Annotated in this window: 17 protein-coding genes; 16 read left to right on the top strand and 1 reads right to left on the bottom strand. The window is 70.6% G+C overall.

The window, feature by feature from the left end; all coding sequences use genetic code 11:
• Positions 1–103: 103 nt before the first annotated feature.
• A complete protein-coding gene (locus CP981_RS10380; protein WP_085924905.1) occupies positions 104–661 on the bottom strand; it encodes a beta-class carbonic anhydrase in 558 nt (185 codons plus the stop codon).
• A 506-nt stretch (positions 662–1,167) separates the two neighbouring features.
• Between CP981_RS10380 and rsmH the strand changes: the two genes are divergently transcribed.
• The 16 genes from rsmH (at position 1,168) to CP981_RS10300 (ending at position 19,238) form a co-directional block, all read left to right on the top strand.
• Entirely contained in the window at positions 1,168–2,136 is a 969-nt protein-coding gene (gene rsmH, locus CP981_RS10375; RefSeq protein ID WP_085924904.1) for a 16S rRNA (cytosine(1402)-N(4))-methyltransferase RsmH, read from the top strand.
• On the top strand, positions 2,133–2,786 hold the full coding sequence (ftsL, locus tag CP981_RS10370) for a cell division protein FtsL (RefSeq protein WP_085924903.1): 654 nt from the start codon (positions 2,133–2,135) through the stop codon (positions 2,784–2,786). Before rsmH ends, ftsL begins: the two co-directional genes overlap by 4 nt.
• A gap of 7 nt (positions 2,787–2,793) precedes the next feature.
• Positions 2,794–4,800, top strand: a complete 2,007-nt coding sequence (locus CP981_RS10365; protein WP_085924902.1) for a peptidoglycan D,D-transpeptidase FtsI family protein — start codon at positions 2,794–2,796, stop codon at positions 4,798–4,800.
• An 18-nt stretch (positions 4,801–4,818) separates the two neighbouring features.
• Positions 4,819–6,585 (top strand): UDP-N-acetylmuramoyl-L-alanyl-D-glutamate--2,6-diaminopimelate ligase, encoded by a 1,767-nt coding sequence (locus CP981_RS10360; RefSeq protein WP_425282119.1) that lies wholly within the window; start codon positions 4,819–4,821, stop codon positions 6,583–6,585.
• Positions 6,586–6,647: 62 nt separating this feature from the next.
• On the top strand, positions 6,648–8,096 hold the full coding sequence (locus CP981_RS10355) for a UDP-N-acetylmuramoyl-tripeptide--D-alanyl-D-alanine ligase (RefSeq protein ID WP_085924901.1): 1,449 nt from the start codon (positions 6,648–6,650) through the stop codon (positions 8,094–8,096).
• Between the two features lie 5 nt (positions 8,097–8,101).
• Positions 8,102–9,166, top strand: a complete 1,065-nt coding sequence (mraY, locus tag CP981_RS10350; RefSeq protein WP_085924919.1) for a phospho-N-acetylmuramoyl-pentapeptide-transferase — start codon at positions 8,102–8,104, stop codon at positions 9,164–9,166.
• The gene (gene murD, locus CP981_RS10345) at positions 9,163–10,605 is read left to right on the top strand and encodes a UDP-N-acetylmuramoyl-L-alanine--D-glutamate ligase (RefSeq protein WP_085924900.1); all 1,443 of its coding nucleotides are present in this window, start codon (positions 9,163–9,165) and stop codon (positions 10,603–10,605) included. The genes mraY and murD overlap by 4 nt, the downstream gene beginning before the upstream one ends.
• Positions 10,606–10,665: 60 nt before the next feature.
• Positions 10,666–12,006 (top strand): putative lipid II flippase FtsW, encoded by a 1,341-nt coding sequence (ftsW, locus tag CP981_RS10340; protein ID WP_085924899.1) that lies wholly within the window; start codon positions 10,666–10,668, stop codon positions 12,004–12,006.
• A 6-nt stretch (positions 12,007–12,012) separates the two neighbouring features.
• On the top strand, positions 12,013–13,104 hold the full coding sequence (murG, locus tag CP981_RS10335) for an undecaprenyldiphospho-muramoylpentapeptide beta-N-acetylglucosaminyltransferase (protein ID WP_085924898.1): 1,092 nt from the start codon (positions 12,013–12,015) through the stop codon (positions 13,102–13,104).
• A 22-nt stretch (positions 13,105–13,126) separates the two neighbouring features.
• Positions 13,127–13,942, top strand: coding sequence for a cell division protein FtsQ/DivIB (locus tag CP981_RS10330; protein WP_085924897.1), 816 nt, complete (start codon positions 13,127–13,129; stop codon positions 13,940–13,942).
• 281 nt (positions 13,943–14,223) lie between these two features.
• The gene (ftsZ, locus tag CP981_RS10325) at positions 14,224–15,456 is read left to right on the top strand and encodes a cell division protein FtsZ (protein WP_085924896.1); all 1,233 of its coding nucleotides are present in this window, start codon (positions 14,224–14,226) and stop codon (positions 15,454–15,456) included.
• 13 nt (positions 15,457–15,469) lie between these two features.
• On the top strand, positions 15,470–16,237 hold the full coding sequence (gene pgeF, locus CP981_RS10320; protein ID WP_085924895.1) for a peptidoglycan editing factor PgeF: 768 nt from the start codon (positions 15,470–15,472) through the stop codon (positions 16,235–16,237).
• Positions 16,234–16,956: a YggS family pyridoxal phosphate-dependent enzyme gene (locus tag CP981_RS10315; RefSeq protein WP_244329609.1), complete on the top strand. Its 723-nt coding sequence runs from the start codon at positions 16,234–16,236 to the stop codon at positions 16,954–16,956. The genes pgeF and CP981_RS10315 overlap by 4 nt, the downstream gene beginning before the upstream one ends.
• 124 nt (positions 16,957–17,080) lie before the next feature.
• Positions 17,081–17,701, top strand: a complete 621-nt coding sequence (locus CP981_RS10310; protein WP_042162053.1) for a cell division protein SepF — start codon at positions 17,081–17,083, stop codon at positions 17,699–17,701.
• Positions 17,702–17,773: 72 nt separating this feature from the next.
• Positions 17,774–18,067 carry a YggT family protein gene (locus CP981_RS10305; RefSeq protein WP_085924893.1) on the top strand — a complete coding sequence of 98 codons (294 nt, stop codon included), beginning with the start codon at positions 17,774–17,776 and terminating at the stop codon, positions 18,065–18,067.
• A 49-nt stretch (positions 18,068–18,116) separates the two neighbouring features.
• A complete protein-coding gene (locus CP981_RS10300; RefSeq protein WP_085924892.1) occupies positions 18,117–19,238 on the top strand; it encodes a DivIVA domain-containing protein in 1,122 nt (373 codons plus the stop codon).
• The last annotated feature ends 1 nt before the right edge of the window (position 19,239 follow it).

The raw sequence follows: 19,239 nt of genomic DNA, 5'->3' as shown, positions 1-19,239 counted from the left end.
CTTTGCGTCATGACCTGTGGATAACTCACAAGGTTATCTCCCGGCCTTCCCGGCGAACCCGGCTTTCCGGGCAGGTTCCGTCGCCGGGAAGGCCGGGCCGGGGTCAGTGCTGGGGGTCGATCTCCCGCAGCAGGCCGGTCGTGACGTCGAAGACGAAGCCGCGGACGTCGTCGGTGTGCGGGAGGAAGGGGGAGGTGCGCACCCGCTGCATGGACTGCCGTACGTCCTCGTCGAGGTCCTTGAACGCCTCGACCGCCCAGGTGGGGCGCTGTCCGACCTCGGCGGCCAGGTCGTGGCGGAAGTCCTCGGTCAGGCTGAGCAGACCGCACCCGGTGTGGTGGATGAGGACGACGGACCGGGTGCCCAGCGCGCGCTGGCTGATCGTCAGGGACCGGATGATGTCGTCGGTGACCACCCCGCCGGCGTTGCGGATGGTGTGGCAGTCGCCGAGTTCGAGACCGAGCGCGGCATGCAGATCCAGCCGGGCGTCCATACAGGCCACGATGGCGACCTTGCGGACGGGCCGGGCATCCATCCCGGGGTCGGTGAAGGCGGCGGCATAGCGCTTGTTCGCCTCGACGAGACTGTCGGTGACCGTCTCACCGGTACGAACGGCACCGTCGGCGGAGGGGGGCAGCGGCTGCGACGCAGGTATGGACATGGTTTCACCGTAATCGGCGCCGGTCGTTTCAGCCGCATGAGAGGTCGGGCATAGGGGTCATCATCACTCCTTGTGAGGTAACCCACAGGTCCGTCCGTCCCGCCGCCGTCCGGGTGAGAAGCCCGCGGCACGGGCGGCGGGAAAGCCGTCGCGGGACGCGCGCAACCGGTTGATTGACCGGGGCAGCCGGTGGACTAAAGTGGCGCGAAGTGGGAGGCGTGACGCTCTCCTTGGATACCGGATTCCTCGCGTGCGCGCGCCGTACGTACGGCTCGGCCTCCTCCCGCTCCCATGGTCTTCCGACGTCACTTCCCCGTCGCCGGAGGGCCACTTCCCCTTCAGAGCGGGCGGGGACCAAGCGGTACGTGCGGCATCCCCCAGCCAGCGGCCGGGGCCCCACCTGCCGCCCAGCCCATCGGAAGGCACATGAGCGAGCGTAGCGAGCGAGTCAGGAAGAGGTGCGCGCTCTGCCGAGGCAGGCGGGCCGAGCGCGGCGGGGCCGCCGCATGAACAACAACACTCGCCACGTCCCCGTCATGCTCCAGAGGTGTCTGGACCTGCTCGCGCCCGCGCTCGCCGAGCCCGGTGCGGTCGTCGTCGACTGCACGCTCGGCCTCGGAGGGCACAGCGAGGCACTGCTGTCCACCTTCCCGGCGGCCCGGCTCATCGCCCTCGACCGTGACCCCTCCGCCCTGAAGCTGGCGGGCGAGCGGCTCGCCCCCTATGGCGACCGCGCCACCCTGGTACACGCCGTCTACGACGAGCTCCCCGAGGTCCTCGACCGGCTCGGCACCCCGCGGGTCCAGGGTGTGCTGTTCGACCTCGGCGTCTCGTCCATGCAGCTCGACGAGGCCGACCGCGGCTTCGCGTACGCGCAGGACGCCCCGCTGGACATGCGGATGGACCAGACGGCCGGCATCAGCGCCGCGGATGTCCTCAACACCTACGCGCCCGGTGAGCTGGTCCGGATCCTGCGCTCCTACGGAGAGGAGAAGCAGGCCAAGCGAATCGTCGAGGCCGTCGTCCGCGAGCGGGCCAAGGAACCGTTCACCAACAGCGCGCGGCTGGTCGAACTGATCCGTGACGCGCTGCCGCAGGCCGCCAAGCGCACCGGCGGCAACCCCGCCAAGCGCACGTTCCAGGCCCTGCGCATCGAGGTCAACGGGGAGCTGACGAGCGTGGAGCGCGCCATCCCGGCGGCCGTGAAGGCGCTCGCGGTGGGCGGCCGGATCGCTGTGCTCGCCTACCACTCGCTGGAGGACCGGCTGGTCAAGCAGGTCTTCGCGGCCGGCGCGGCCAATACGGCGCCGCCCGGCCTGCCGGTGGTCCCCGAGCGCTACCAGCCCCGGCTCAAGCTGCTGACCCGCGGCGCCGAACTCCCCACGGAGGAGGAGATCGCCGAGAACCGCCGGGCCGCCCCCGCCCGGCTGCGCGGCGCGGAGCGCATCCGCGAGAACGTCGAGGACACCGCATGAAAGGGCAGGGGCCGCGCGGCAGACAGAAACGCCTTGCCGCGCTGTTCCCCTCCGGCGCCGGTGCCCGCGGCACCGCGGCGCGCACACCCTTCGTGCTGCTCATCGTCGTCCTCCTCGGCTCCGGCCTGATCACTCTGCTGCTGCTCAACTCCGCCCTCAACCAAGGGTCGTTCGAGCTCAGCAAGCTGGAGAGACAGACCGAGGAGCTGACGGACGAGCAGCAGGCGCTCCAGCAGGAGGTGGACGCCTACTCCGCCCCGAGCGCGCTGGAGCAGCGCGCCCGGAAGCTGGGGATGGTGCCGGGCGGCACCCCGGTGTTCCTGCTCCCGGACGGCACGGTCCGCGGCCGGCCGAGCGTTGCCGGGCCGGAGGGGGCGCCGCTGAGCAGCTCCGCCGAGCCGTCGCCCCTCGGCCCGGCCGCCCGTACCTCCCTGCCCCGCCCGGCGGTGCCGCCGGTCCCGGCCCTGGCCGGTGTGCTGGGCCCGGACAGCGCCCCGGGTACGGGCGCGGCACCGGCCGATCCGGCCCCCTCGGCCGCACCGGCCTCCCTGACCTCGTACGCCCCGCCCGCCTCGTCCGGCGACGGCGCCCCCACCGCACCCGCGCCCGCCGCCGCGGCCGCCCCCACCCCGACGACCTCCGGCAGGTGAACGCGGCATGACCGAGCCCAGGGACCCCCGCCGGGTGCCGCGCCCCGCCCAGCGCGGCGGCCGGGCGGGCAGCGGGTCCGGCCGCCCGCCCGCCGCCAAGCGCCCCGCACCCCGGCCCGGCTCCCGGCCCGGCCCGCCCCGGCAGGCCGCCCGCCCCGGCCGCCCCCGCTCCGGGCCCCCGGCGCTCCGCCTCGGCAGCCCGCGTCCGCGGCTGCGGCTGGTCTCCCTGGGACTGACGCTGATCATGCTGGTCTTCGTCGTACGGCTCTTCCAGGTGCAGGCCGTGGACGCCGGGGCGTTCGCCGCCAAGGCCAACGAGAACCGCTATGTACCGGTCAAGCTGGCCGCCGAGCGCGGTGCGATCACCGACCGCAACGGCGTGGAGCTGGCCACCACCGTCGACGCGTACGACATCACCGCCGACCCGAGCCTGCTGGCCCCGGGGAAGACCAAGATCGACGATGCCCCCCGGCGGGCCGCCGCGCTGCTCGCCCCGATCCTCGGTGAGGACAAGGCCGTCCTGGCCAAGAAGCTCGACCGGCCCGCGGCGCGCTACGCCCTGCTCGCCCGGCAGCAGACCCCGCAGGTCTGGAAGAAGATCAAGGACCTGCGCAAGACCCTCGACGCCAAGGCGGCCGCCGCCCCCAAGGGCGCGCCCCGCCCCAATGTCCTGGTCGGGATCTTCGCCGACAAACACAGCAAGCGCCTCTACCCCAACAAGAACCTCGCCGCCGGTGTGCTCGGCTTCGTCAACGGCGCCGGCAAGGGCGGCGGCGGCCTGGAGGCGCGCCTGGACAAGCAGCTGGCGGGCAAGGACGGCAAGCTCGTCTACGCCCAGTCCGGCGGCCGCCGGGTGCCCACCGCGGACACCCAGGAGCACCCCGCGGTCCCCGGCAGCAATGTCGAGCTGACCCTCGACCGCGACATCCAGTGGGCGGCCCAGCAGGCCATCACCGAGCAGGTCGCCAAGTCGAACGCCGACCGCGGCTATGTCGTCGTCCAGGACACCCGCACCGGGGAGATCCTGGCGCTCGCCAACGCGCCCGGATTCGACCCCAACGAGGTGTCGCGGGCCGATCCGGAGGCGCTGGGCAACGCCGCGCTGTCCGACGCGTTCGAGCCGGGCTCCACCAGCAAGGTGATGTCGATGGCCGCCGTCCTGGAGGAGGGCGTCGCCACGCCGGCCACCCGGGTCACCGTGCCCAACCGGCTGCACCGGGGCGACCGGCTGTTCGCGGACGACGTCGATCACGCCACCTGGCATCTGACGCTCAACGGTGTGCTCGCCAAGTCCAGCAACATCGGCACGATCCTCGCGACCGGCCAGCTCGGCAGGACCCAGCCCCAGGCCAACCAGGTCCTCTACTCGTATCTGCGCAAGTTCGGGATCGGCCGGCCGACCGGGCTCGGCTTCCCCGGGGAGACCGACGGCATCCTGGCCAAGCCGCAGGACTGGAACACCTCGCAGCAGTTCACCATCCCGTTCGGCCAGGGGCTGTCCCTCAACGCCGTACAGGCCGCCTCCGTCTACTCCACGATCGCCAACGGCGGCGAGCGCATCGCCCCCTCCCTGGTCCGCGGCAGCACCGGGCCCGACGGGCACTACGCACCGGCGCCCAAGCCCGCGAAGAACCGGGTGATCAGCCGGAAGACCGCGGCCACACTGGCCACCATGCTCGAATCGGTGGTGGACGACGAGGAAGGCACCGGAGCGAAGGCGAAGATCGACGGCTACCGCGTCGGCGGCAAGACCGGCACGTCCAACCGGGTGGACCCCAGGACCGGCCGCTACCACGGCTACACCGCCTCCTTCGCCGGCTTCGCCCCCGCGGACAAACCGCGCATCACGGTCTACTGCGCCGTCCAGAACCCCACGACGGGCAGCTATTTCGGCGGCCAGGTCTGCGGCCCGATCTACCAGCAGGTCATGGCCTTCGCGCTGAAAACCCTCCAGGTCCCGCCGACCGGCGCCAAGCCCCCGCGGCTGCCGGTCACCTTCACGCCAGGCCAATGAAATCGAGGCAATTCCGCCGTGACGACCATCACCCCCGACGGCACCCCCGACGGCACCCCCGCTCCCGGAAACTGCTCCCCTCCACGGCCCTCACTTCGCCCCGGGCCGGTGGTGCCCGGTACGCTCACCGCCGTGTCACACGCTGATCAGTCCCCGAAACCCCAGCACGCCGAGAAGGGCGGGTCCGGTACGTATCCGGGAGCCCCGCGCCCTGAACGGGTCCGCCCCACCCCCCTGGCAGACCTCGCCGAGCAGCTGGGATGCCCGGCCCCGGACGCCGGCCGCCCCGGCGCCGCCGATGCCGCGCGGCCCGTGATGGTCACCGGCATCACCCATGACTCCCGTGCGGTCCGCCCCGGTGACGTCTACGCCGCGCTGCCCGGTGCCCGTCTGCACGGTGCCGACTTCGTCGCGCAGGCCGCCGACCTCGGCGCCGCGGCGGTCCTGACCGATCCGTCGGGTGCCGAGCGCGCCGCCGCGACCGGCCTGCCGGTCCTCGTCGTCGACAACCCGCGCGCGCGGATGGGCGCCCTGGCCGTCTCCATCTACGGAGCGCCGGGCGAGGACCTCCTCCAGATCGGCATCACCGGCACCTCGGGCAAGACCACCACCGCCTACCTCATCGAGGGCGGGCTGCGGGCCGCCGCGGCCAAGCTCCCCGACGGCGGGCTGACCGGGCTGATCGGCACCGTCGAGACCCGGATCGGCGACGAGCGCATCAAGTCCGAGCGCACGACGCCCGAGGCCACCGACCTCCAGGCGCTGTTCGCGGTGATGCGGGAGCGCGGCGTGCGCGCGCTGGCCATGGAGGTCTCCAGTCACGCACTGGTCCTCGGCCGGGTCGACGGCTGCGTCTTCGACGTCGCGATCTTCAACAACCTCAGCCCGGAGCACATGGAGTTCCACTCCGGCATGGAGGACTACTTCCAGGCCAAGGCCCAGCTGTTCACCAAGGCCCGCAGCCGGGCCGGGGTCGTCAACCTCGACGACGAGTACGGCAAGCGGCTGGCCGAGGGCGAGTCCGAGGTCCCGGTCACCACCTTCTCCGCCGAGGGTCACCCCGACGCCGACTGGCGGGCCGCCGACGTCGAGGTCGGCACCCTCGGCTCGACCTTCACCGTGCACGGCCCGGACGGCGTCACCCTGCGCGCCGCGTCCCCGATCGCCGGCCCGTTCAACGTCGCCAACGCGCTCGCCGCGATCGTCTCGCTGGTCGTCGCCGGGATCGACGCGCAGACCGCGGCCGACGGTGTCGCCGCGGTGCCCGGCGTGCCCGGCCGCCTGGAGCGCATCGACGCCGGACAGCCGTACCTCGCGGTGGTCGACTACGCCCACAAGACCGACGCCGTCGAATCGGTTCTGCGCGCGCTGCGCAAGGTCACCGACGGCAAGCTGCACGCCGTCCTCGGCTGCGGCGGCGACCGTGACCCGCACAAGCGCGCCCCCATGGGTGCCGCGGTGGCCCGGCTCGCCGACACGGCCGTACTGACCTCCGACAACCCGCGCGGCGAGGACCCCCTCGCGATCCTCGCCACGATGCTCGCGGGCGCCGCGGAGGTCCCCATTCATGAACGCGGCACGGTGCTCGTCGAAGAAGAGCGCGCCGTCGCCATCGCCGCCGCCGTCGCCCGCGCCGAGCCCGGGGACACCGTGATCGTCGCGGGCAAGGGCCACGAGCAGGGCCAGGACATCGCCGGAGTGGTACGCCCCTTCGACGACCGCCAGGTACTGCGCGAGGCCATCGAGGCTTCCTTGAAGTCACCGCAGCCGAACCACCAGGGATGACACACCGCCATGCGCGCACAACCCTTTTACCGTCACCGCCCGCCCGGTACCGGGGGTGACCTGTGATCTCCCTGTCGCTCGCCGAGATCGCGAGCATCGTCGGAGGGCAGCAGCACGACATACCGGACGACGGCCACCGGGTGACCGGACCGGTCGTGGCCGACTCCCGTGCGGTGTGCCCCGGCGCGCTGTTCGTGGCCTTCGCCGGTGAACGCGTCGACGGCCATGACTTCGCGCACCGCGCCGTCGAGGCCGGCGCGGTGGCCGTACTGGCCGCCCGCCCCCTCGGCGTCCCCGCGATCGTCGTCGACGACGTGGTCGCCGCGCTCGGTGCGCTCGCCCGCGCCGTCGTCGCACGGCTGGGCACCACCGTCGTGGGTCTGACCGGCTCGGCCGGCAAGACCAGCACCAAGGACCTGATCGCCCAGCTGCTTCAGCGCCACGGCCCGACGGTCTGGCCCGAGGGAAACCTCAACAACGAGATCGGGCTGCCGCTGACCGCGCTGCGCGCCGATGAGACCACCCGGCATCTCGTCCTGGAGATGGGCGCCCGCGGCGTCGGCCACATCCGCTACCTCGCCGGGCTGACCCCGCCGAGGATCGGCGTGGTGCTGAACGTCGGCAGCGCGCACATCGGCGAGTTCGGCGGCCGTGAGCAGATCGCCCTGGCCAAGGGCGAACTCGTCGAGTCGCTGCCGCCGGCCGAGGACGGCGGCGTCGCGGTGCTCAACGCCGACGACCCGTACGTCCGCGCCATGGTGCCGCGCACCCGGGCCCGCACGATCCTGTTCGGCGAGGCCGAGGAAGCCGACGTACGTGCCGAGAATGTCCGGCTCACGGATCTTGGTCAGCCCGCTTTCACGCTTCGCACACCCTCCGGGTGCAGTGATGTGACCATGCGGCTGTACGGTGAGCACCACGTGTCGAACGCGCTCGCCGCGGCCGCCGTAGCCCATGAGTTGGGCATGCCCGCAGACGAGATCGCTACCGCGCTCTCCGAAGCCGGCACGCTCTCCCGCTGGCGTATGGAGGTCACCGAGCGCGCGGACGGCGTGCGGATCGTCAACGACGCCTACAACGCGAATCCCGAGTCCATGCGAGCGGCGCTGCGTGCGCTGGTCGCGATGGGCGCAGCCGGCAAGGCGACGGGCGCTCGTACGTGGGCGGTGCTCGGTGAGATGGCTGAGCTCGGCGAGGAGTCACTCGCCGAACACGACGCGGTCGGGCGGCTGGCCGTCCGGCTCAACGTCAGCAAGCTCGTGGCAGTCGGCGGCAGGGAAGCGGCCTGGCTCGACATGGGCGCCAAGAACGAGGGTTCGTGGGGTGAGGAGTCGGTGCACGTGTCCGACGCGCGGGCGGCGGTCGACCTGTTGCGCAGCGAGCTGCGGCCGGGAGATGTCGTGCTGGTGAAGGCGTCCAGGTCGGTGGGGCTGGAGCGGGTCGCCGCAGCTTTGCTGGACGAGGGCATGCTGGGCGCCACGGGCGCTGAGGGTGGAGCCGCATCCCGATGAACTCGATGAAGCAGATCCTCTTCTCCGGAATGATCGGGCTCTTCCTGACCCTGATCGGCACCCCGTTGCTGATCAAGCTGCTGGCCAAGAAGGGATACGGGCAGTTCATCCGCGATGACGGCCCGCGGACCCACGGCAGCAAGAAGGGCACGCCCACCATGGGCGGTATCTCCTTCATCCTGGCCACGATCATCGCCTACGCCGTGACGAAGGTGATCACCTCCAGCGATCCGACCTTCTCGGGCGTGCTGGTGCTCTTCCTCTTCGCGGGCATGGGCCTGGTCGGCTTCCTCGACGACTACATCAAGATCGTCAAGCAGCGTTCGCTGGGCCTGCGGGCCAAGGCGAAGATGGCCGGCCAGCTGATCGTCGGCATCGCCTTCGCGGTGCTCTCGCTCCAGTTCGCCGATCTGCGCGGGCAGACCCCGGCGTCGGACCGGCTCTCCTTCACCCAGGACTTCGGCTGGCAGATCGGCCCGGTGATCTTTGTGATCTGGGCGCTGTTCATGATCCTGGCGATGTCCAACGGCGTGAACCTCACCGACGGCCTCGACGGCCTCGCCACCGGCGCCTCGGTGATGGTCTTCGGCGCGTACACCTTCATCGGTATCTGGCAGCACCAGGAGTCCTGCGCCAACCAGATCACCGCCGGACCGGGCTGTTACGAGGTACGCGATCCACTCGACCTCGCGGTGGTCGCCTCCGCGCTGATGGGCGCCTGCTTCGGCTTCCTGTGGTGGAACACCTCGCCCGCCAAGATCTTCATGGGCGACACCGGCTCGCTGGCCCTGGGCGGCGCGCTCGCCGGCCTGGCGATCTGCTCCCGTACGGAGCTGCTGCTCGCCCTCCTCGGCGGTCTCTTCGTCCTGATCACCATGTCCGTGGTCATCCAGGTCGGCTCCTTCAAGCTGACCGGCAAGCGGGTCTTCCGGATGGCGCCACTCCAGCACCACTTCGAACTCAAGGGGTGGTCCGAAGTCCTTGTGGTGGTCCGGTTCTGGATCATCCAGGGCATGTGCGTCATCGTGGGACTCGGCATCTTCTACGGCGGCTGGCAGGCAGCAAAGTGACCACGCACGGCCCGGCGGACTTCGCCGGTCAGCACATCACCGTCGCCGGCCTGGGCGTGAGCGGCATCAGTGCCGCCCGCGCGCTGGCCGGCCTCGGCGCACACGTCACCGTCGTGGACGGCGGCGACGGCGACAAGCAGCGCGCCGCCGCGCGGGAACTGACGGCGGACGGCCTAACGGTCCGCCTCGGCGACGGTGACACGCTCCCCGAGGGCACCGAACTCGTCGTCACCTCGCCCGGCTGGAAGCCGGACAGCCCGCTGTTCGCGGCGGCCGCTGCGGCGGGCGTCGACGTCGTCGGCGATGTGGAGATCGCCTGGCGGCTGCGGGGCCCCGGCGCCGCGGCCTGGCTCGGGGTCACCGGCACCAACGGCAAGACCACCACCGTGCGGATGCTGGCCTCGATCCTGGCCGCCGAGGGACTGCGCACCCTGGCCGTCGGCAACATCGGTACGCCGATCATCGATGTCGTCCTGGGGCAGGGCAAGGACGGCGAGCCCCCGTACGACGTCCTCGCCGTCGAGCTCTCCAGCTACCAGCTGCACTGGGCGCCCTCCCTACGGGCGCACTCGGGGGCCGTCCTCAACCTCGCCCCCGACCACCTCGACTGGCACGGCTCCATGCAGGCGTACGCCGCCGACAAGGGCCGGATCTACGAGGGCAACACCGTCGCCTGCGTCTACAACGCGGCCGACAAGGCGACCGAGGACCTGGTGCGCGAGGCCGACGTCGAGGAGGGCTGCCGGGCCATCGGCTTCACCCTCGGCACCCCCGGCCCCTCCCAGCTCGGTGTCGTCGACGGCATCCTCGTCGACCGTGCCTTCGTGGAGAACCGGCAGCAGCAGGCCCAGGAGCTCGCCGAGGTCTCGGACGTCACGCCGCCGGCCCCGCACAACATCGCCAACGCCCTCGCGGCGGCGGCGCTGGCCCGTGCCTTCGGCGTCCGCCCCACCGCCGTACGCGACGGTCTGCGCGCCTTCCATCCGGACGCGCACCGCATCCAGCACGTCGCGGAGCTCGACGGCGTCACCTACATCGACGACTCCAAGGCCACCAACACCCACGCCGCCGAGGCGTCGTTGGCGGCGTACGAGCACATCGTGTGGATCGCCGGCGGCCTCGCCAAGGGCGCGACCTTCGACGAGCTGGTGCAGAAGTCGGCGTCGCGGCTGCGCGGGGTGGTGCTGATCGGCGCCGATCGGGCGCTGATCGGGGAAGCCCTGGCGCGACACGCCCCCGATGTCCCGGTGGTCGACCTCGACCGGACCGACACTGGGGCGATGCCCGAGGCGGTCCGGGAAGCGACCCGTCTGGCCCGGCCCGGCGACACCGTCCTGCTGGCTCCGGCCTGTGCCTCGATGGACATGTTCGTCAACTACAACAAGCGGGGCGAAGCCTTCGCCGAGGCGGTCGGTGAGCTGACCGCCCGGGATCACTAGACCGTTTCTCCCCGCTGTCGCCGAGCGCCGGCGCCGCGCGGACCTGTGGAGGGGACGAGGATGACGGCCCGATCGGCGAAGGCGGCCGGACCGCGTCCGGCGCGCCGGCCCTCCACGGTGCGCAAGCCGCGCGGCGGCCGCACCCCGGGCGGCCCGCGGGGGCTCCACGCCCGGCTGAGACGGGCCTGGGACCGCCCGCTGACCGCGTACTACCTGATCCTCGGCGGCAGCCTGCTGATCACCGTCCTGGGCCTGGTGATGGTCTACTCGGCGTCCCAGATCAAGGCGCTTCAGTCCGGTCTCGCCCCGACGTACTTCTTCCGCAAGCAGCTGCTGGCCGCCGTCCTGGGCGGCGGGCTGCTGCTGGCGGCCTCCCGTATGCCGGTACGGCTGCACCGCGGGCTGGCCTATCCGCTGCTCGCCGTTTCGGTGTTCCTGATGTGCCTGGTGCAGATTCCCGGCATAGGGGTCGCGGTCAACGGCAACCAGAACTGGATCAGCCTCGGCGGACCTTTCCAGATGCAACCGAGCGAGTTCGCCAAGCTCGCGCTGGTGCTGTGGGGCGCCGATCTGCTGGCCCGCAAACAGGACAAAAGGCTGCTGGTCCAGTGGAAGCATCTGCTGGTGCCGCTGATCCCGGTCGCGTTCCTGCTGCTCGGGCTGATCATGCTCGGCGGCGACATGGGGACCGCGATCATTCTCACGGCGATCCTCTTCGGGCTGCTGTGGCTGGCTGGGGCGCCCACCCGGCTCTTCGTGGGGGTACTGGGCGCCGCCACGCTGATCGGGGCGCTGCTGATCAAGACCAGCGCCAACCGGATGTCCCGCCTGGCCTGCATCGGCGCGACCGATCCGGGGCCCGGTGATCAGTGCTGGCAGGCCGTGCACGGCATCTATGCGCTCGCGTCCGGCGGATTCTTCGGTTCCGGCCTCGGTGCAAGTATGGAAAAATGGGGTGAACTCCCGGAACCGCACACCGACTTCATCTTCGCCATCACCGGGGAGGAACTGGGTCTGGCGGGGACGCTGTCGGTCCTCGCCCTCTTCGCGGCTCTAGGCTATGCGGGTATCCGCGTGGCCGGACGCACGGAGGACCCCTTCGTACGGTACGCCGCGGGAGGCGTGACCACCTGGATCACGGCCCAGGCCGTGATCAATATCGGTGCGGTGCTCGGCCTGTTGCCGATCGCCGGGGTCCCCCTCCCGCTGTTCTCCTACGGAGGCTCCGCCCTGCTGCCGACGATGTTCGCCATCGGGCTCTTGATCGCCTTCGCGCGTAATGAGCCCGCTGCACGAGCGGCGTTGGCCATGCGGCAGCCGGTCTTCGGCAGGAGGCAGGCTGGGGTGAGATGGAAGACGATGAGACGGCGCGTCAAGAAGCGGCCGTCCGGAGAGCGGTGAATTTCGGTGCATGTCGTACTCGCCGGTGGGGGGACCGCCGGCCACATCGAGCCCGCGCTCGCCCTCGCGGACGCACTGCGGAGGCAGGACCCCACCGTGGGGATCACGGCACTCGGTACGGAAAAGGGCCTGGAGACCCGGCTCGTCCCGGAACGCGGCTATGAGCTGGGCCTCATCCCGGCCGTGCCGCTGCCGCGCAAGCCCACCCCCGAACTGATCACCGTCCCCGGGCGCCTGCGCGGCACGATCAAGGCCGCCGAGCAGATCCTGGAGCGCACGAAGGCGGACTGTGTCGTCGGCTTCGGCGGCTATGTGGCGCTGCCCGGCTATCTGGCCGCCAAGCGGCTCGGGGTGCCGATCATCGTCCACGAGGCCAATGCCCGCCCCGGCCTGGCCAACAAGATCGGCTCGCGGTACGCCAAGTTCGTCGCCGTCAGCACCCCGGACAGCAAGCTGCGCGGTGCCCGGTATGTCGGCATCCCGCTGCGCCGCACCATCGCCACGCTGGACCGCGCCGCGGTCCGCCCCGAGGCGCGGGCGGCCTTCGGTCTCGACCCCAACCTTCCGACCCTGCTGGTGTCCGGTGGTTCCCAGGGGGCCCGTCGGCTGAACGAGGTCATCCAGGCCGCCGTTCCGGCCCTCCAGCGCGCCGGCATCCAGGTCCTGCACGCGGTCGGCCCGAAGAACGAACTGCCGCACGCGGACAACATGCCCGGGATGCCCCCCTATGTCCCGGTACCGTACGTGGACCGGATGGATCTCGCGTACGCCGCGGCCGACATGATGCTCTGCCGCGCGGGCGCAATGACCGTCGCCGAGTTGTCCGCCGTCGGGCTCCCGGCCGCTTTCGTCCCGCTGCCGATCGGCAACGGCGAGCAGCGGCTCAACGCCCAGCCGCTGGTCAACGCCGGCGGGGGCCTGCTGGTCGATGACGCCCAGCTGACCCCGGACTGGGTGCAGAACAGCGTGCTCCCGGTCCTGGCCGATCCGCACCGGCTGTACGAGATGTCGCGCGCGGCCTCCGAGTTCGGCCGCCGGGACGCCGACGAGCTGCTGGTCGGCATGGTGTACGAGGCGATCGCACAGCGCAACAAGTAGCCCACGAGAGAAGGCAGGGAGCGTGGCCGGACCGACAACCGCCCGGCGAGGCGAGAAGAAGTCACTGTCCGGCCCGCCCTCCGCCGCGGCACCCCCCGGGCGAAGATTCCGGTGGGAGCGCCTTCCCCTTCGCGCGCCGAGCCGTCGCAGTCTGATCATCATCTTGATCGTCGCGGTGCTGCTCGGCGCGTTCGGCGTCTGGGCCCTCTATGCCTCGAACTGGCTCCGGGTGGAGCGCGTCAGCCCCGTCGGCACCAAAGTGCTGACACCGCACGAGGTCGTCGCCGCGGCGGACGCCCCGATGAACGCGCCGCTGGCCTCGGTCGATACGGACGTGCTGGCCCACCGGCTGCGCGCACGGCTGCCGCGCATCAAGACCGTGGACGTCGAGCGGTCCTGGCCGAACACAATCAGCCTGAAGGTGACCGAAAGGGTGCCGGAACTGCTGCTGCGATCGGGCGGAAAGTTTGTCGAAGTGGACGCCGGGGGCGTCCGGTTCGCCACCGTCGGCACGGCCCCCAAGGGCGTTCCGCTTCTGGAAATGGCCGCGTCCGACTCCCCGAGTCTGTATCGGTTCGGAATCGACCGGTTGCGGCGCGCCGCGGTCGAGGTCGCCCAGGATCTGCCGGCAGTCGTACGCAAAGACGTACGGAAGGTCCGCGTACGGTCCTACGACGCCATCACCCTCGAACTGACCGGCGACCGCACGGTCGCGTGGGGCAGCCGCGAACAGGGCGCCGAAAAGGCAAAGGTGCTGACCGCGCTGCTGAAAGCGGCCCGTGACGCCCGCCACTTCGACATCTCGGTGCCCAGCGCCCCTGCGGTGTCCCGGAGTTGACGTCTGTAGTGGCAGGCCAGCACCCTGGATGGCTACGACTATGGGTGATCACATAGGGTGAAAAGAAAAACGGGAGGTTCGGCGTGTTCGTTGAACGGGCGCGCCTTGTCGACTTAGTGTCTCGTTCCAAAGGGACTATGGAAGCAAGGAACACAGGCACAGGTAACCCTAAACTTCAACGTTAGGGTTCGGGTCGGCGATACGAACCGTCCCATCGGCATCAGTCGGCGTCCACACGCAGTGCGGCGACGACACGTAACTCGAGGCGAGAGGCCTTCGACGTGGCAGCACCGCAGAACTACCTCGCAGTCATCAAGGTCGTCGGCATCGGCGGCGGTGGCGTGAACGCCATCAACCGGATGATCGAGGTCGGGCTCAAGGGCGTCGAGTTCATCGCGATCAACACCGATGCGCAGGCGCTGCTGATGAGCGACGCCGACGTCAAGCTCGACGTCGGCCGCGAAATGACCCGCGGGCTCGGCGCCGGCGCCAACCCGGATGTGGGTCGGAAGGCGGCCGAGGACCACCGCGAGGAGATCGAGGAGGTCCTCAAGGGGGCCGACATGGTCTTCGTGACCGCGGGTGAGGGCGGCGGCACCGGCACCGGCGGCGCCCCCGTCGTCGCCAACATCGCGCGCTCGCTGGGCGCCCTGACGATCGGTGTGGTCACCCGCCCGTTCACCTTTGAGGGCCGCCGTCGCGCCAACCAGGCCGAGGACGGCATCGCGCAGCTGCGCGAAGAGGTCGACACCCTCATCGTGATCCCCAACGACCGACTGCTGTCCATCTCGGACCGCCAGGTGAGCGTGCTCGACGCGTTCAAGTCCGCGGACCAGGTACTGCTGTCGGGTGTCCAGGGCATCACCGATCTGATCACCACCCCGGGCCTGATCAACCTCGACTTCGCCGACGTCAAGTCCGTGATGTCGGAGGCCGGCTCGGCCCTCATGGGGATCGGCTCGGCGCGCGGCGACGACCGCGCGGTGGCCGCAGCGGAGATGGCGATCTCCTCGCCGCTCCTGGAGGCGTCCATCGACGGCGCCCGCGGTGTGCTGCTGTCCATCTCCGGCGGCTCCGACCTCGGTCTCTTCGAGATCAACGAGGCCGCGCAGCTGGTCAGCGAGGCGGCACACCCGGAAGCCAACATCATCTTCGGTGCGGTCATCGACGACGCACTGGGCGACGAGGTCCGGGTGACGGTCATCGCCGCGGGCTTCGACGGCGGTCAGCCGCCGGCCCGCCGGGACAGCCAGTCCTCCGCACTGTCGGCCCCGAAGCGCGAGGAGCCCGCCCCGGCCCCGAGCCGTCCGGCGACTCCGCCGGAGCCGCGTTCGTCGTCCTTCGGCGGACTGGGCTCGGTGCCCGTACGGGACGAGGAGCCGGCGCCCGCCGAGTCCTCCTCCTCACTGGGCGAGGTCCCGTCGTCCCCGGCGAGCGCTCCGCAGGTTCCCCCGGCCCGTCCGTACTCGGACTCGGCGGCCGAGGAACTGGACGTCCCCGACTTCCTGAAGTGACCGAAGCACTGAAGTGATAGGGCAACAGCACCACGAGAGCGGCGCGCACTTCGCCTTCACCGACAGGTGGGGCGGGGTGAGCGCCGCTCCGTACGATCAGCTCAACCTGGGCGGCGCGGTCGGCGACGACCCGCAGGCCGTGCACGCCAACCGGGCCCGCACCGCGGTGGAACTCGGTCTCGACCCGGCCGCCGTGGTCTGGATGAACCAGGTGCACGGCCGGGACGTCGCGGTGGTCGACGGGCCCTGGCGGCACGGCGACGACATCCCCGGTGTGGACGCGGTGGTGACGGAGCGCCGGGGCCTCGCGCTCGCGGTCCTGACCGCCGACTGCACCCCGGTCCTGCTCGCCGACCCGGTCGCCGGGATCGCGGGGGCCGCACACGCCGGCCGGCCCGGCCTGGTCGCCGGGGTCGTCCCGGCGGTGGTCGAGGCGATGGTGAAGCGGGGCGCGGAGCCGGCGCGGATGATCGCGTACACCGGACCGGCGATCTGCGGGCGCTGTTACGAGGTGCCCGATCAGATGCGGTCCGATGTGGCCGCGGTGGTCCCCGAGGCCCGCGCGATGACCAGCTGGGGCACTCCCGCGGTCGATGTCACCGCGGGGGTACGGGCCCAACTCGCCGCGCAGGGCGTGCTGGTGCGTGAAGATTCCCACATCTGCACCCGCGAATCCGCGGACCATTTCTCGTATCGACGCGACCGTACGACGGGGCGGCTCGCGAGCTATGTATGGCTCGGGGACACCCCCGGCCCGGGGCTGGGGGAGGCCACGCTGTGACGGAGGACCGCAAGGCGCAACTGGCAGAGAACCTGGCGCAGGTGGAGGAACGTATCTCTGCCGCCTGCGCCAAGGCCGGCCGGCCGCGTGACGAGGTGAACCTGATCGTGGTCACCAAGACCTACCCCGCGAGCGATGTCCGGCTGCTCGCGGAGCTGGGGGTGCGGCAGGTCGCGGAGAACCGCGATCAGGAGGCGGCCCCCAAGGCCGCTGAATGCGCTGATTTGCCCCTTACTTGGAACTTTGTCGGTCAGCTGCAGACCAACAAGGTGCGATCCGTAGCCGGTTATGCCGGAATTGTTCAATCGGTCGACCGGGCCCGGCTCGTCACCGCACTCGACAAGGAGGCGGTGCGCACCGGGCGCGAACTGGGTTGCCTGATCCAGGTGGCACTTGACGCGGAGTCGGGTGTGCGGGGTGAGCGGGGCGGTGTGGCAGCGGACGGTGTCGCGGTGCTCGCCGAGCAGATCGCCGGCGCCCAAGGTCTGCGGCTGGACGGTGTGATGACCGTCGCGCCGCTGGCCGGGCCCTATGCGGGGCGTGAACTCGCGGCTTTCGAACGGCTCATGGAAATCTCATCCGACCTGCGCGGGAACCATCCTGCTGCCAACATGGTGTCAGCAGGCATGAGCGCGGACCTCGAAGAGGCCGTGGCGGCCGGGGCGACACATGTGCGCGTCGGCACTGCGGTACTCGGAGTCCGACCACGGCTCCGGTAACGTCGCCAAGCAAGTCGGACCACAGCACAAAATATGGTCATTCCCGTAAAAAGCGGGGCAGGCCGAGTGGATCCAAGGCCCCTGGTGACGGAGCCGATCCACCACAGAGCGGAGGACGTAGAGAATGGCCGGCGCGATGCGCAAGATGGCGGTCTACCTCGGCCTCGTGGAGGACGATGGGTACGACGGCCGGGGGTTCGACCCCGATGACGAGTTCGAGCCCGAGCTTGACCCTGAGCCCGACCGCGGGCGGCGTCAACAGCACCCGGTGCAGGCCGAAATTCCCCCGGAACGGGAGGAACCCGTCCGTGCCGTGACGCCTCCGGCGCAACGTGAACCGGCCCCGCTTGCCGCGGAAAACGGACGACCCGCGCGAATCGCCCCCGTGGCATCCATCACACCCGACCGTCCGAATCTGGAGAAGAACGCACCGGTGATCATGCCCAAGGTTGTGTCCGAGCGGGAGCCCTACCGCATCACCACACTTCACCCCCGGACCTACAACGAAGCCCGTACCATCGGGGAACACTTCCGTGAGGGCACTCCGGTGATCATGAATCTGACCGAGATGGACGACACCGACGCGAAGCGACTTGTCGACTTTGCGGCCGGTTTGGTGTTTGGTCTTCACGGCAGCATCGAACGGGTGACGCAGAAGGTGTTCCTGTTGTCGCCTGCTAACGTCGATGTCACGGCGGAGGACAAGGCCCGTATCGCAGAGGGCGGGTTCTTCAACCAGAGCTGAGACGCAACACCGGGCACACCGAGGCCGTGAGGCCAACACAGGAGCAAGGCAAGGGGAGAGGGACAGCGCGAGATGAGTGTCTTTGGTCAGGTGATCTACATCGCGCTGTACTGCTTCCTGATCGTGTTGATCTTCCGGCTGGTGATGGACTATGTCTTCCAGTTCGCCCGTTCATGGCAACCCGGCAAGGCGATGGTGGTCATTCTTGAGGCCGCCTACACTGTCACTGATCCGCCACTCAAGCTTCTGCGGCGGGTCATTCCGCCGCTGCGTCTCGGGGGCGTGGCGCTCGACCTGTCCTTCTTCGTATTGATGATCATCGTGTACATCCTGATCACCGTCGTGAGGACGGTGTTGTTGGTGTGAACGATACGGTCTTGCCGATTGCCGACGACTACGTTGAGGTGAAGTAGAGATGCCGTTGACCCCCGAGGACGTGCGGAACAAGCAGTTCACGACCGTCCGCCTCCGAGAAGGCTATGACGAGGACGAGGTCGATGCCTTCCTCGATGAGGTCGAGGCCGAACTGACCCGGCTCCTGCGGGAGAACGAGGACCTTCGCGCCAAGCTGGCCGCTGCCACCCGCGCCGCCGCGCAGAATCAGCAGCAGCAGGGCCTGCGCAAGGGACCTGACCAGCAGCAGCAGGAGCAGCAGCAGAGGCCCGGGGCCCCTGTGCCCGCCGCCATATCCGGTCCGCAGCCGGTGCCGCCGCAGCAGCAGGGGATGGGTGGGCCTCCCCAACTGCCCGGTGGTGCACCTCAGCTGCCTCCTGGTCCCGGTGGCCACGGCCCCGGCCCGCAGGGCCCGCACGGCCCCGGTCCGATGGGCCCCGGCGGCCCGATGGGTGGCCCGATGGGCGGCCCCGGCGGACCGCAGCAGCTGCCCCAGGGCGGCCAGCAGGGTGGTCCCGGTGGTGACAGCGCCGCGCGCGTGCTGTCGCTGGCACAGCAGACCGCCGACCAGGCGATCGCGGAGGCCCGTTCCGAGGCCAACAAGATCGTCGGCGAGGCGCGCAGCCGTGCCGAGGGCCTGGAGCGGGACGCCCGCGCCAAGGCCGACGCGCTGGAGCGGGACGCGCAGGAGAAGCACCGCGTGGCGATGGGCTCGCTGGAGTCGGCCCGCGCGACGCTGGAGCGCAAGGTCGAGGACCTGCGCGGCTTCGAGCGCGAGTACCGCACGCGGCTGAAGTCCTACCTGGAGAGCCAGCTGCGTCAGCTGGAGAACCAGGCGGACGACTCGCTGGCCCCGCCGCGGACCCCGGCCGCCGCTCCCTCGCTGCCGCCGTCGCCGTCGATGGCGTCGGCCGGTGCGGGCGCCATGGGTGGCAACCACACCATGGGCGGCAACCAGTCGATGGGTGGCGGCAACCACTCCATGGCCGGTCCGTCCGGTGGCGGTCCGTCCTACGGCGGTCAGCAGCAGATGTCGCCGGCGATGACTCAGCCGATGGCTCCGGTGCGTCCGCAGAGCCCGCAGCCGATGCAGCAGACGCCGTCGCCGATGCGCGGCTTCCTGATCGACGAGGACGACAACTGAC

The organism is Streptomyces platensis, from assembly GCF_008704855.1.
Taxonomy (GTDB): domain Bacteria; phylum Actinomycetota; class Actinomycetes; order Streptomycetales; family Streptomycetaceae; genus Streptomyces; species Streptomyces platensis.
The sequence above is the reverse complement of the archived record's forward strand: the minus strand, read 5'-3'. Positions and strand labels throughout refer to the sequence as shown.

What these genes read in the sequence shown, in the direction of transcription:
- ftsW (WP_085924899.1), top strand. Translation starts at nt 10,666, where the DNA reads ATGACGGCCCGATCGGCGAAGGCGGCCGGACCGCGTCCGGCGCGCCGG.
- CP981_RS10380 (WP_085924905.1), bottom strand. Translation starts at nt 661, where the DNA reads ATGTCCATACCTGCGTCGCAGCCGCTGCCCCCCTCCGCCGACGGTGCC.
- mraY (WP_085924919.1), top strand. Translation starts at nt 8,102, where the DNA reads ATGAAGCAGATCCTCTTCTCCGGAATGATCGGGCTCTTCCTGACCCTG.
- CP981_RS10310 (WP_042162053.1), top strand. Translation starts at nt 17,081, where the DNA reads ATGGCCGGCGCGATGCGCAAGATGGCGGTCTACCTCGGCCTCGTGGAG.
- CP981_RS10300 (WP_085924892.1), top strand. Translation starts at nt 18,117, where the DNA reads ATGCCGTTGACCCCCGAGGACGTGCGGAACAAGCAGTTCACGACCGTC.
- CP981_RS10305 (WP_085924893.1), top strand. Translation starts at nt 17,774, where the DNA reads ATGAGTGTCTTTGGTCAGGTGATCTACATCGCGCTGTACTGCTTCCTG.
- CP981_RS10365 (WP_085924902.1), top strand. Translation starts at nt 2,794, where the DNA reads ATGACCGAGCCCAGGGACCCCCGCCGGGTGCCGCGCCCCGCCCAGCGC.
- rsmH (WP_085924904.1), top strand. Translation starts at nt 1,168, where the DNA reads ATGAACAACAACACTCGCCACGTCCCCGTCATGCTCCAGAGGTGTCTG.
- ftsL (WP_085924903.1), top strand. Translation starts at nt 2,133, where the DNA reads ATGAAAGGGCAGGGGCCGCGCGGCAGACAGAAACGCCTTGCCGCGCTG.